This window comes from Roseofilum sp. SBFL (assembly GCF_017746885.1).
In the GTDB taxonomy this organism is placed as follows: Bacteria; Cyanobacteriota; Cyanobacteriia; order Cyanobacteriales; family Desertifilaceae; genus Roseofilum.
In genome coordinates, this window is the sequence record NZ_JAGHZH010000192.1 from 27,792 (window position 1) to 40,389 (window position 12,598).

At 43.8% G+C, this 12,598-nt stretch carries 12 protein-coding genes; 3 read left to right on the plus strand and 9 right to left on the minus strand.

The genetic code is table 11. The annotated features are described in order from the left end of the window. Window positions 1-7: 7 nt before the first annotated feature. Window positions 8-1,753, plus strand: a complete 1,746-nt coding sequence (locus J7545_RS22065) for an ABC transporter ATP-binding protein (protein ID WP_318699961.1) — start codon at window positions 8-10, stop codon at window positions 1,751-1,753. Window positions 1,754-1,914: 161 nt separating this feature from the next. Here the strand turns inward: J7545_RS22065 and J7545_RS22070 are convergent, their stop codons facing one another. The 6 genes from J7545_RS22070 to J7545_RS22095 all read right to left on the minus strand — a co-directional run bounded on the left by J7545_RS22070 (window position 1,915) and on the right by J7545_RS22095 (window position 6,479). Next, window positions 1,915-2,340: a PIN domain-containing protein gene (locus tag J7545_RS22070; RefSeq protein ID WP_318699960.1), complete on the minus strand. Its 426-nt coding sequence runs from the start codon at window positions 2,338-2,340 to the stop codon at window positions 1,915-1,917. 16 nt (window positions 2,341-2,356) lie between these two features. Continuing rightward, the gene (locus J7545_RS22075) at window positions 2,357-2,569 is read right to left on the minus strand and encodes a hypothetical protein (RefSeq protein WP_318699959.1); all 213 of its coding nucleotides are present in this window, start codon (window positions 2,567-2,569) and stop codon (window positions 2,357-2,359) included. A gap of 195 nt (window positions 2,570-2,764) precedes the next feature. Then, window positions 2,765-3,223 (minus strand): hypothetical protein, encoded by a 459-nt coding sequence (locus J7545_RS22080; RefSeq protein ID WP_318699958.1) that lies wholly within the window; start codon window positions 3,221-3,223, stop codon window positions 2,765-2,767. Between the two features lie 50 nt (window positions 3,224-3,273). After that, window positions 3,274-5,166, minus strand: a complete 1,893-nt coding sequence (locus tag J7545_RS22085; RefSeq protein ID WP_318699957.1) for a tetratricopeptide repeat protein — start codon at window positions 5,164-5,166, stop codon at window positions 3,274-3,276. A 120-nt stretch (window positions 5,167-5,286) separates the two neighbouring features. After that, window positions 5,287-6,183, minus strand: a complete 897-nt coding sequence (locus J7545_RS22090) for an SPFH domain-containing protein (protein WP_271935935.1) — start codon at window positions 6,181-6,183, stop codon at window positions 5,287-5,289. Window positions 6,184-6,194: 11 nt separating this feature from the next. After that, window positions 6,195-6,479, minus strand: coding sequence for a hypothetical protein (locus tag J7545_RS22095; protein ID WP_318699955.1), 285 nt, complete (start codon window positions 6,477-6,479; stop codon window positions 6,195-6,197). 146 nt (window positions 6,480-6,625) lie between these two features. Here J7545_RS22095 and J7545_RS22100 point away from each other — a divergent pair, with 146 nt between their 5' ends. After that, window positions 6,626-7,993, plus strand: coding sequence for an FAD-binding oxidoreductase (locus J7545_RS22100; protein WP_318699954.1), 1,368 nt, complete (start codon window positions 6,626-6,628; stop codon window positions 7,991-7,993). Window positions 7,994-8,512: 519 nt separating this feature from the next. Further along, entirely contained in the window at window positions 8,513-9,433 is a 921-nt protein-coding gene (locus J7545_RS22105) for an XDD3 family exosortase-dependent surface protein (RefSeq protein WP_318699952.1), read from the plus strand. A gap of 77 nt (window positions 9,434-9,510) precedes the next feature. Here the strand turns inward: J7545_RS22105 and J7545_RS22110 are convergent, their stop codons facing one another. The 3 genes from J7545_RS22110 to rpsF form a co-directional block, all read right to left on the minus strand. Then, the gene (locus J7545_RS22110) at window positions 9,511-11,226 is read right to left on the minus strand and encodes an ABC-ATPase domain-containing protein (protein ID WP_318699950.1); all 1,716 of its coding nucleotides are present in this window, start codon (window positions 11,224-11,226) and stop codon (window positions 9,511-9,513) included. Between the two features lie 68 nt (window positions 11,227-11,294). Continuing rightward, the gene (locus J7545_RS22115; protein WP_318699949.1) at window positions 11,295-11,972 is read right to left on the minus strand and encodes a Uma2 family endonuclease; all 678 of its coding nucleotides are present in this window, start codon (window positions 11,970-11,972) and stop codon (window positions 11,295-11,297) included. 155 nt (window positions 11,973-12,127) lie between these two features. Then, on the minus strand, window positions 12,128-12,466 hold the full coding sequence (gene rpsF / locus J7545_RS22120) for a 30S ribosomal protein S6 (protein WP_318699948.1): 339 nt from the start codon (window positions 12,464-12,466) through the stop codon (window positions 12,128-12,130). Between the last annotated feature and the right edge of the window lie 132 nt (window positions 12,467-12,598).

Genomic DNA, 12,598 nt, shown 5'->3' on the forward strand with positions numbered 1-12,598 from the left:
TTTCCCTATGGCTCAATCAAATTTAGAGAAGCTCGGATCTTATCTGCGTCCCCATTGGAAATCAGCCGGCTTGGGTATTTTTTCTCTTTTAATTGTCAATGCTCTGGGGGTTTACCTTCCTCTGCTGATTCGGGATGGAGTCAATAATCTACAAGTGACGTTTAGCACTCGGACGGTCATTAGTACGGTGCTGTGGTTATTGGTGTTAGCCACTATCATGTGGGTGATTCGTATGGTTTCGCGGGTTTTGTTGTTTGGGGTCGGTCGTCAGGTGGAGTTTGACCTCAAACAGGCAATATTCGGGCATTTCTTGCGCCTAGATTCGGGGTATTTTGCCACGCATACGGTGGGGGATTTGATTAACCGGGCGACCTCGGATGTGGACAGTATTCGCCGTCTGCTGGGGTTTGCCGTGTTGAGCTTGGCGAATACAGTGTTTGCGTATGTACTGACTCTGCCGGTGATGCTATCGATTCATTTGCGCTTAAGTTTGTTGGCGATCGCCGTTTATCCCTTAATGTTATTTGCCGTACAGATTTTCAGCAACCGACTTCGCAAGGAACAGCAGGACGTACAGGAAGAACTCTCCCACGTTAGCGATCTGATCCAAGAAGATATGAGCGGCATCTCGTTAATTAAAATTTATGCCCAAGAAGACAATGAACAGCAAGCTTTTCGCCAACTCAATCAGAAATTGCTCGGCGCAAACCTCAAGTTAGCCAGAACTCGTAATTTTCTCTTTCCCTTCGTCGAAGCTTTAGCTTCCTTAAGTTTACTGGTGATTCTCTGGATGGGGACTCAAGAAATTGCCAGCGGTTCGATTACCATTGGGGACTTTTTAGCCTTGCTGCTTTATGTGGAGCGCCTGGTGTTTCCAACTGCCTTACTCGGTTTTACCATTAGTGCCTATCAGCGGGGAGAAGTGAGTATTAATCGCATCGAAGAAATTCTCAAGGTGCAGCCCAAAATTCTGAATTTTTCCCAATCTCTAGACTTTAAAACACCACCTAAAGGTCAACTGGTTGCCCGTCATCTGAGCTATACGTATCCCGGTAGTGCTACCCCCGCTCTGAACAACATTAATTTTAGCATTCATCCTGGTGAAACTATTGCCATTGTCGGGCCGATTGGTTCGGGAAAATCAACCCTAGCTAAGGCACTTCCGCGACTGTTACCCATTGCCCAGGGTCGGGTATTTCTGGATAGTTATGACATTACCAAGCTTAACTTAAACGATTTGCGGGGCGCGATCGCGTTTGTTCCTCAAGATAGTTTCTTGTTCAGTACCACGATTCAAAATAATATTCGCTATGGCGATCCTCTGGCGGAACAGTTGAGGGTAGAAACCGCCGCAACCACTGCCCAAATTCATCCGGAAATTCTCAATTTCCCCCAATATTATGACACCATTGTCGGAGAAAGAGGGATCACTCTATCCGGCGGACAACGGCAGCGCTCTGCCTTAGCTCGTGCGTTGCTGATTGATGCGCCCGTCTTAATTTTGGATGATTGTTTATCGAGTGTAGATAATCAAACAGCGACCGGAATTTTAAAGAATCTATCTACAGGCACGCGCAAAAAAACCGTGTTGTTTATTTCCCATCAACTTTCCGCAGCAGCAACAGCCGATCGCATCTTTGTCATGGAACGGGGAAGCATTGTGCAAATGGGACACCATCGGGAATTAATCGAGCAAGAGGGACTGTATCAAACCCTGTGGAGTCAACAACAATTTGAGGAGTTACTGAAATAATTTCCTCTACCTATATCCCTCTGCCATAAGAGAGAGACTTATCCCTGCTTGCAGTAAATAATTCAGAGCTATAGGAGCCATTTGCAGGTTATTGTACCATCTTGTCCAAGCTTGGAGAGGAGACTCCGGTTATAGGGGCGAAAAAAAATTCGCCCCTACTGTCATTGAAAGGGATTAATAATATTGAGTTGTCCCGAAACAATTAACCCATCTTGCATATCTTCAGAATACAAAAAATCTGCACCACCGGCTAATGCACTCGCCACAATCAGGCTATCCCAAAATGAGAGATTATAATTGATGCGTAAATCAGAAGCAGATTGCAGAATATTTAAGCTAAATTCTACCACTTGACAGCGATTATACAGGGATTGAATCACTGCTTTAATTTGAGTTTCATCAAAATTAGCTTTCTTAATTAGATTCGCCGAAATTTCATTAATCACCTGGGTACTGATCGTCAAAGAAGATTGGTCTGTAATCGAAGTAGCGATCTTTAGCTTTCGTTGTCTTTCTCTAGCGTCTATACGTTGATCGTCAAACAGTCTATAGAGCCAAATGTTAGTATCAATAAGGTTTAACTTCATCAAACTTCATCCATAATTAACAGTCATAAATGTCTTCACGCTTCAGAAAACAATCCACTTTAATTGGATTTTGTGTCAAGCGATCGATGATATCTAGTGTGTGATTCTTTTTTTGATAAGTAGACAATTTATCCAGTTCATTTTTAGCCTTAAATGCTTCAATAATGGTTTGTATTTGTTGTATCTGTTCTGGCTTCAACTCACTGACATCCATGATTTGTCTCATCATACACTCTCCTTGTTATTTATGAATATTATAATACTCAGTAAAAGAAATCCGTCATACCCATACCATCTATTCTAAATGAACAGCGATCGCGAATATCTACTTGATGCTATCCAAATTTTTAGCCATATACTGGAATTTACCCAGGGATTAAATCAGGATGAATTTGAGATTGATTAGTCTGAAGTTGCTTGCTTATTATATCCTAATAATTTCGAGTTGTGAAGGCTGATTTATAGAAAAATATCCCCAATCAAGAGACGTATCCCTATGACCAAAGAATGCATAAGTTTGAGCTGCTCTTAAAATGAGATCGATATTAAAACAGACTGCTAAAGGAAATAAACCAGGAAACACATCCACAATTTCTATTTCTTCTGTTAAGGATTTAGAAGGGTCATATAAATAAATCTCCTCTCCCTCTTCATATGAATAATATTTACATATATAGAAGTTGTTTTCCCCTCCTCCTGCAATCGCCATAAATTCCTCTATATCACCTTGACGATCCGGCCGGTCATATTCTTTTCCAAAGGTTACTAAGTTATAACCCAAACCATCTAAATCTAAAATAGCATTTTTGATCTCTTCCCAGGTTGGATGTTTAATAAAAGTTGAATGATTTTCGTGTCCCCCAGACAAATCAGTGACATACATTAATTTACCCCCATCAATATAATAGATAAACTATTCCCTACTCTATGGCATCAGAGTCGATTGAGAATTTCAGGTAATAAACTTCTGGGAACTTGTGCTAGGGCGCGGTTTTGGGCATCAATGCCTCCCTCATTGTAGAGCGATCGCACGGCTTGCAGTAAATAATTGAGTGCCGTATGCGCCATTTGTGGATTATTTTGCCATCTTGTCCACGCTTCGATATGATGTTTGAGGGATAATTCAAGGGGTTCAAGGATATCCGATTTATCCTTAGAACCAACTTGATGGGCACTCATCGCCAATTGATATAAAGCCACACCCAGATTATTATAAGTAGCAATGGGATCGAAAGTGAGGTTAAGAGAACCTTCAGATTTAGTATTTTCGAGAGCTTCAATCACCTTTTGATAGGCTCCAATACACTCTCTTAAATGCTCCCGTCTCTGTTCAATGGGTGCATTGGGTTGATTGGCTAAGTGCCAATAGGTTGTTCCCAAATTATTTTGTGTTGCTGTATAGCCACTGGGATTGGTTTCTAGGGTACGATATTGAAGGGCAAGTTGATACGACCAAATCGCTAATTGTAAATAGTCTTTAGAATTGTGATATCGGGATAAATTCCAATACGCAGTCCCTAAGTTATTTTGAATCATCCCATAACTAAGGGCATCGCGATCGGGATGATAATATTTTAGGGCTTCTTGATAAGCCGCGATCGCCTGTTTCAAATTTTTAGCCGCCTCTTGATGTTGCGCCAAATTCCAATAAGCAGTTCCCAGATTATTTTGAGTCGAAGCGTAGTGCTGTGAGTCTTGATCCGACACTCGATCGTAAGATTGATCCGCCGGTTTTCCTTGATGGGATAAGGCAGACTGATACGCGGCGATCGCCTTTTGTAACCCTTCTACCGGGTTCTCATGGCGCGATAATTCCCCGTAGGCAATACCCAGATTATTCTGCAACCGAGTATAACCTTGAGGTTGGGATTCAATCTGAGGATGGGATAGTGCTTGTTCATAGGTTTGAATCGCTTGTTTGAGTGCAGCTAACCCCTCTTCCCGGTTCGTCACTTTCCGAGATAAAATCCAGTAGAGATTGCCTAAATCATTGAGTAAGTCTAAACGGGCGATCTCATCCTCCTCTAGCTCTTCTAGAGTCTTCCGTTGCGCGGCGATCGCCTCTTGCACCTCTTCTAGAGTATCCGTTTTGACTACTACAGGACGTGGTGTTTCCCCTCCTCCTGTGCCCAATTTCTGCTCTTCTTCCTCTTGCGGAGGCAGTTCCGCTAACTCTTTTACTTGCTCCTTTAACCCCACTCCCCCTCGGGAATTGGTTGGCAACGGTTCAGCCACAAACTCAAATAACCCCGTATGACAATGCCAAAATCGAGGAACCGACTGTTGAATCGAAAATAACCACGGACGAGGTATCCAGATTAACAGATTCCAATCCCAGGCTAAATCCAGATACCGTTGAGCAATATATTCCAAATTTTGCAAAAAAGACCATTGTTGGGTAGGAGACTTTTGCATCAGACGCTGTACCCCAAAAAATTGGAACCCAGGGGAAAACTCGCGGGGAACATGGGGAGAGAGATCTAAAGGCGAAACCTTCATCCAATCATCTTTGCGTCGTCGAGGAGGAGAGTTAGGACTGAAAGGGAGAGATTTCTGGATTTCTTGATGATTAGCGACATTGTACCAGCGATCGATTTGGTGAACCAAATTCGGATCGTCCGCTTCTAATTCCAGGGTTATCCATCGCGGAATCTCCGAATCTAGCGGAGTTTCATTACATCGACTCTCCATATCCAGTTGATTCACCAAATACTGGCAAAAATTCGGATCGTCACAAACTGCTAAAAACAGTTGACGGCGCAGGTTTAAGCTAAGTGCTTCTTTTAAGTCGCGGTAGGTTTGCCAATTCTTATCTTGCAGCATCATAGGAATTAGGGAATAGGGAATTAGGGAATAGGGAATAGGGAATAGGAAATAGAATGCTATATACTTCTATCCTCCAAGGAATGAACCCCAATTCAGGATTTCTTCCCCATTCCCCCATTGCTACTGCTGTTCTGCCTCTACATTAAAGGAAGGAAACGGTGCCGGTGTGCCTTGATAAATCGGTAAAACGCCATTCCATTTCTCAATCATTTTCTCTTGCAGTTCAATTTGCCGCAGTTCTAACGTCATTGAAGTAATGCTAGAAGCTTGAATTTTCGCCACTTCTGCATCTCCTCGCGCTTCGATCTCTTTTTGCTTGGCTTCAGCTTCAGCAACCTCTAACTGCGCTTGAGCGGCGATCGCCCGTTGCTCTGCTTGAAATCGAGCCGTAATTTGAGCCTCAATCGATTGATCGAATCGAGGTTTACTCACAAAGCCTACAGACTCAAAATTAACACCCACCGGCCCAAATTTATCCGTCAAACAAGTTTGCACTTCTTTGAGCAATTTAGATTGCTGACTACCGAGAATTTCTTCCGGTTTATAATTCGTCGCCGATTGATTAAAACAGTTTCGGGTTTCACTGCGGACTAACGTACCCTTAAACTGTTCTGGATCTTTCAGGTATTTGCCATAAAAATCCTTGATTTGAGTCGTATTGAAGAAATAGGAGAGAGACACATCCGCATTAACTGTTGTTCCGCCAACCCCAAACGTAATACTTTCATCCTTGGGCGAACCTTCATCAACGGAAGCCGTCAAAATATAATACTGGACATGATCGGGAAAAACAATAATCTCTTCACTATAGCCGTTATACCAAACTTTTCCCGTGCTAATCGTGGCATTTTGTACGCCCCGATTATTACCATACAATTCAACTTTTAATCCTACATAACCGGGGGGAATACGTTTAACGCTGGTTCCCGGTAATACACCACAGGAAGAGAGGAAAGAGAGTGAGGCACCAAGTATTGCTGCCAGAAAACCAGAGGTAATCAGAGGACGGAATTTCATTGAATTTACTCCTAAAGTGTGGATTTTTTATCTAGTAATTCCAAGACTGAAAAAGATTCATAAGGAAAGGCGGCTTTGAGTTCCCGTTGGCGACGTTTTGCGTCAGCAATTTCGCTTTGAATTTGGAGAATAGAAAGGGCAGGGATAAAAACTAAACTCGAACAGTATCCGAATACGCCTAACCAAACTTTAGCCGTATTTGGAGCGCTGACTAAGTTAGCAGAAGTTCCTAATAGCCAAAAACAGAATAGAATTTCAATGCTACCTAAAATAATCCATTTCTTGATGGTGTTCATGTCATAGGGAATAGGAAATAGGGAATGGGTTCAAAACCCATCGGTTAGGTTCTATTCTGGCAAGTTAGACTTACACACCCGGTGATTGTGTAGGAAGATTCACAGGCACTATGGTAAAATTGGAGGGCGGTTTATGAAGCGATCCAATGATTTCACCACAGCTAGAAAACCACTGGAATGAATTTGTATCAGGGCTGGAGGACATAGAGTGGACGACGCAACCAAATCAAGTGGCGAAGTTATCCCAAGATTACTTTCATTTTAGCCCCATTTTACAGCCTTTGTTAGGAGAAAAACGAGCAGATGTAGTCGTCCTTCCCCTCACTGAAGCACAAGTTTTAAGAGTGGTTAAGGTTTGTGTGAAGTATAAAATTCCGATTACTGTTCGCGGTGCGGGAACAGGAAATTATGGTCAATGTGTGCCTCTAGAAGGAGGAGTCGTTTTAGATTTAACTCGAATGAATCAGATTCTGGAGATTAAACCAGGATGGGTGAGAGCGGAACCCGGAGCAAAGTTAGCGCAAATTAATAAGTTAGCTGCTGAAATAGGTTGGGAGTTGCGTTTACTTCCTTCAACCTATCGCACGGCAACCCTAGGGGGGTTTATTGCCGGAGGCAGTGGAGGAATTGGATCTATTTTATACGGATGGTTGGGCGATCGCGGCAATGTCCTAGCTGCCAAAGTGGTTACCCTTGAAGATGAACCGCAAGTGCTGGAATTGCGTGGGGATGACGTGCAACAAGTCAATCATGCCTATGGAACCAATGGCATTATCATTGAGTTAGAAATGCCCTTAGCACCGAGTTATCCTTGGGCTGAATGTATCGTTGTTTTCTCTGATTTTATGGAAGCAGCACGGTTTAGCCAACAATTAGGAGAAGCAGATGGTTTAATTGCTAAGTTAATTAGTCTTCATGCTTGGCCCATTCCTTCCTATTTTACTGCCCTAAAATCTTATTTACCCGATCGCAAGCACGCAGTTCTAATCATTTTTGATTACTCTAGTTTAGTGGGTGTACAAGCATTAGCGCAAGAGTTTCAAGGAGAAATCACTTATATTTCTTCAACAGCAGAAAAATCCCTGAACTTGGGTGAGTTTACCTGGAATCATACTACCCTTCATGCTCGCACGGCTAACCCAAATTTAACTTATTTGCAAAGCCGCTTTCCCTCCGATCCGAAATTGGAATTAGTGCAACAGTTTTATGAGCATTATGGCGAAGAAGTGATGATGCATTTAGAAATTGTCCGTTTCCAAGGACAAGTTGCTCCCTGCGGCTTAGAGGTTGTGAAGTTTACAAGCGAGGAACGGTTGCAGGAAATTATGGACGATCGCGAAAATCATGGGGTTTCCATCTTTAATCCCCATACCTACATTTTAGAGGATGGAGGCAGTCGGATGATTAATCCACTTCAAGTCAATTTCAAAAAGAAAGTCGATCCTTATGGTTTATTGAATCCCGGCAAAATGCGTGGCTGGTTGGATCAAATGAATTATAGTGCTTCGCGCTAGGCACACTAGCAATAGGCAATAGCTTGTATAGCTTAGGGTCTAAGGCTTCACCCTCTACTTCATATCAGCATAGCTCACTCGCTAGATTGAGTCTGTTGTTCACTCCCCCTATCTCCCCATATCCCTCTCTCCTCATCACAACGCAAAGCCCTCTAAAGGGTAAGATTTTCTATAGGGGCCATTTGAAATGTATGGTGACTTCATGAAAGCTTTAAACGCCGCCTCAAAGGCTATAACCTTGACCAAATAAGGCTTTTAGATAATTTTAAGCCCATAGGAGTTGCCATAGTCTTTATATTACCTTCATGAAACCCGGCTAACACTTCGGTGGAAGTTCTGTCATTTTTTCCATAACTGACTATTTTGGTTCTTTATTCTTAGAAAATCTTAGGAAATAGACTCAACAGAATTGAGTGTAAGCCCTGATGTGCTAACGGTTTTGAGGGGTTATATTAATCATAAGCTAGAAAAAAAACAACTAGCTACCACCATTTTCAGAGCATTCAAGGAGCAATCAAAATGAGTAATATTAGTATAAAAACTTTATTCACGGCTACTGCAGTGACCCTCTCAACAGCTTTTATCGCTACTCAACCGGTACAAGCCTTCGGTTTCACCCCATCAAGCGGTTTCACTACGTTAACAAGCGACTGGAATATAGTGCAGGACTCCTTTGAGGATGGAACGGGTGGTGGTATTGTTGGCACGAACAGCAATTTTGAAATGTTTGGTATGGCGGCCAAAGTTGAAAACGGCCAAGCCTATTTTGCGTTCAATGGCAACCTGGGACTCGAAAAGAGTGGTGGTGTTGGACAAGGAGACTTATTCTTTAACTTCACAGGTAAGAGCTTCAAAGATGCGAGTGCTGCCGAGAAGTTGTTAGGTGTTCATTTTTCCTCGAATGACGCTGGCAATGGCTCTCTAGCCTATGGTCTCTATGAAAATGTGAGCGCTAAAAGCGTAACGAAATGGAACAGTGGTCACAGCGGATTTCAAAGCTATCGGAATTCTGTCGCCAACAAGGGTGGAAGCGTAGATTTTGGAGATTTAACGACTGCGGAAGCTCAGGAATATCTGACTGCTTTTGATGGTGGACATGAAGATGGTAACCACAGCATTCAAAATGTGATTAAAACTGGAGATAAAGTTGCTAATGACGGCTTTGCCTTCTTGAGTGACGCTGAACTTGCTGGTCTTGACTTTGGCTCGAATCACGTAGCAAAAGCAAAGACGTTTGGATTTAAGTTCGATGCCAGCAAGTTACCGACCGGAAAAGCTTTACTGACTTTAATGCACGAGTGTATCAACGATGGTATGGCGATGGCAGTTGAGTTTGAAGAGGAGCCTACTGTTGGTGTTCCCGAACCGACTAGCATCCTCACTTTAGGTCTGATGGGTTTGGGATTAGCGGGTGGTCAACTGCGCAAGAAAAATTCATAGATGATATGACATCGGGTTAAGCATAAGTCGCTGCAACCGTTACAGAAGCAATCTTGACCAGCGTTAAGATTGCTTTTTTATTGATGAATGGTTTTCACGGATAAAGAGCGCAGTCGATTGAAGGCTGCTGCTAACTCAAAGGGGCGAAACTCGACTAGGTTTCCTTCGCGAAACCGGGTTAGCGCGTCTAAACCTCCGTCTTGAATATCGGCGAAAATGGCTTCTAGGGTTTCTGCAAGGGTGTATTGGCCATTGAGATAGTTTTCTTTAGCATAAACCATGGCTTCGGCGATCGCCTTTAATTGCCCCACTTCGACCAACTGTTCGACATCAGCTAAATCAATGGAGTCTGTACCAAAGACGACTTGATTGACATCTCGTACCTTGAGCTTCACAGATTTATGCCCCTGACTGGGGTCTACACTGGCTCCTATGGGGATTCTGGGGGAAATTTGCCCAAAATGGTCGCCACCTTCAATTTGCCGCTCTGTGGGGTATTTTTCGGCGATCGCCTGGGCTGCTTCTGTCAAGTCTTCAGGGACAAAATGATTCATGGAAATCACCGTATCTGCCACATCAAAATAGTCCCCGCTTCCGCCAATCACCAACAGGGTAGATACGGCATAATCGGCATAGAGTTGGCGCACCTTATCAATGAGGGGGGTAATGGGTTCGGAGGTTTTGGCAATCAAGGCTTGCATTCGGCGATCGCGAATCATAAAATTAGTAGCAGCGGTATCCTCATCCACTAAAAACAGTTTTGCCCCAACTTCGAGTGCTTCCATCATGTTTGCGGCTTGGGAGGTACTACCACTAGCATTGGGAGTAGAAAAAGCTGTAGTCTCCAAATTTTGGGGTAAATCCTGAATAAAAGGGGAAATATCCACCCCTGTGATGGAACGGCCATCTTCTGCTCTAATCTTAACTGAGTGGCGATCGCTGACCACAAATTCCCGGCCATCCCCCGGAATATGATTATAAATCCCCAATTCGATCGCCTTTAACAGCGTTGATTTACCATGGTATCCCCCTCCCACAATTAAGGTTACTCCTTGAGGAATTCCCATTCCCGTGAGTCTTCCTTGGTTGGGTGTTTCTAGAGTCACGCGTAGGGACTCTGGAGATTCAAAGGGAACGGCTCGATCCACTAATCCCCGTCGATCCACTCCACTGCGGCGGGGTAAAATTGCCCCATCAGCCACAAAAGCCACTAACTGATTTTGGCTTAATTGCGATCGCAAGGCTTCTGCATCTTCTACCGTTTCGATATGCGCTTGTAGTTCCTCCGCCAGTAAGTTCTCATATTTCAGGGATTGTTCCACAATTTCCGGTAAATCTTCACACAATAAAACCCCCGCTTGATACCCTAAAATCCGCCGACCTTGGGCCGGTAAACCTACTGTAAAACGGGCTTCTATGCCTTGTTGTGTCAAAATTATAGATGTGCGAGATAACACTTCTTGACCGACACGAAGCATCTGAATCAGACCACTATTTCCCGTCCCTCGGCGATCGTTAATTTGGGTACAGACTTGACAAAATTGACGCGTCAAATAGTCACATAAGGCGATCGCCCGACTGCGGTTTTGATACGTTTGTAGAGGAAAACCGGCCACTTCATAGGACATCAACACCCGCACCTGACTGGGAGCAGCAAAGGGATCGCCTTGCACTCGGTCAATGCAGAGCAGGAATTCGGGGAACTGATAGCGACCGCGAATATCTTTATATGCTTTATAACTGCGATCGTTCAATTGGTGGAGCAGTTGACGTAAATGCAGTCGATCGGCCATAGTTCAACAATTAACAATTAATCATTAATAATGACCTCTCCCTTTTAGGGAGAGGCCTGACATAACTATTATGGACGATCGAGAGCATTGATACCAGACTGTAACACTGTTAAAACTTGCACCATATGCCCTTCAATCATTGCTCCTACATCTAACCACAAACCGGGAAAACTTCGAGAGCAAATGACCCCCGTTTCATCGGGTTCCAAGTTCACATAATCTCCATCCTCTAACCGAAACCAATCAATCCGGCGATCAAAGACCTGCCATACAATATATTCTTGGATGCCATTGCGTCGATAGGCTCGTTTTTTATTTCCCAAGTCAATTGCAGCACTGCTTGCAGCCACTTCTACCACTAATTCCGGTGGCCCTTCTAAGTATCCGTCTTTACTCAACGTCGCTTGTCCCCCACACTCTGGACGAATCAGTAATACCCCATCCGGTTGCAGTTCATTGTCCATATCCAACCGCACCGTTGGCTCAATTCCCATTTGTAGATCGGGTCTAGATATTTTATATGTCCACAGCCAACCCATCAGATCGCCATGGGGTTCAGCATGGGGGGTAAACCGTAGAGGGGAAGCCATGTATACTACTCCTTCAATTAATTCCGCTTTCTTGAGTTTTGGCATGTTAAAATAGCGACGCTCAAATTCTACGCGGGTGAGGCGATCGCCATTTGCCAGAGGTGGAATAGACGGTAAAGGAATATGGCTCTGAGATTGAGCTAATGTCGAAGTCATAGAGCTTAGAGAGGGGAAGTAGCAGATCTTGATTATAACTGAGGCGTAATGAAGCGGGCGATCGCCTCAAATATCAGAAACCGGGTTTCTTGCTACTTTTTCGAGACGATCTCGGAGTGTGGCACAAACCCGGTTTTTTGCTGCTTCCCTAGAGTTTAAACTTCAACCGGTTCTGGTTCTGGCTCTGACTCTTCCTGTAGTTCTTGTTTAATCGTCAGATATCGAATGACTTCTTCCGATAGGCGCATCGCTCTTTCTAGCTGGGCAATCACGCGACCCTCTACGGTATAGTTCATCTGAATATAGATCCCTTCCCGTTGTCTAGCAATTTCATAAGCTAGACGGCGTTTGCCTCGGTGTTGGGTTTCTACAATCGTACCCCCCTCATCTCGAATGAGGCTTTGATACTTTTCAATCATCTGGCTCACCTGTTCGTCCGTTAAATCAGGACGCAGGATGTACATCGTTTCGTAAACAAAATTTCGTATCGTCATCGGGATCTCCTTATGGACAGGGCTGACTCAGCATTGAGGCATAAGCCGACTTGCTGGATCAGCAAGGACTGACTATTGTAGGATGTCAACGCTAAAATATTTTAGTCTTTGGCGATCGGGTTATGCCTAGCT

What these genes read in the sequence shown, in the direction of transcription:
- J7545_RS22065 (WP_318699961.1), top strand. Translation starts at nt 8, where the DNA reads ATGGCTCAATCAAATTTAGAGAAGCTCGGATCTTATCTGCGTCCCCAT.
- J7545_RS22085 (WP_318699957.1), bottom strand. Translation starts at nt 5,166, where the DNA reads ATGATGCTGCAAGATAAGAATTGGCAAACCTACCGCGACTTAAAAGAA.
- J7545_RS22075 (WP_318699959.1), bottom strand. Translation starts at nt 2,569, where the DNA reads ATGATGAGACAAATCATGGATGTCAGTGAGTTGAAGCCAGAACAGATA.
- J7545_RS22105 (WP_318699952.1), top strand. Translation starts at nt 8,513, where the DNA reads ATGAGTAATATTAGTATAAAAACTTTATTCACGGCTACTGCAGTGACC.
- J7545_RS22095 (WP_318699955.1), bottom strand. Translation starts at nt 6,479, where the DNA reads ATGAACACCATCAAGAAATGGATTATTTTAGGTAGCATTGAAATTCTA.
- J7545_RS22070 (WP_318699960.1), bottom strand. Translation starts at nt 2,340, where the DNA reads ATGAAGTTAAACCTTATTGATACTAACATTTGGCTCTATAGACTGTTT.
- rpsF (WP_318699948.1), bottom strand. Translation starts at nt 12,466, where the DNA reads ATGACGATACGAAATTTTGTTTACGAAACGATGTACATCCTGCGTCCT.
- J7545_RS22115 (WP_318699949.1), bottom strand. Translation starts at nt 11,972, where the DNA reads ATGACTTCGACATTAGCTCAATCTCAGAGCCATATTCCTTTACCGTCT.
- J7545_RS22080 (WP_318699958.1), bottom strand. Translation starts at nt 3,223, where the DNA reads ATGTATGTCACTGATTTGTCTGGGGGACACGAAAATCATTCAACTTTT.
- J7545_RS22100 (WP_318699954.1), top strand. Translation starts at nt 6,626, where the DNA reads ATGATTTCACCACAGCTAGAAAACCACTGGAATGAATTTGTATCAGGG.
- J7545_RS22110 (WP_318699950.1), bottom strand. Translation starts at nt 11,226, where the DNA reads ATGGCCGATCGACTGCATTTACGTCAACTGCTCCACCAATTGAACGAT.
- J7545_RS22090 (WP_271935935.1), bottom strand. Translation starts at nt 6,183, where the DNA reads ATGAAATTCCGTCCTCTGATTACCTCTGGTTTTCTGGCAGCAATACTT.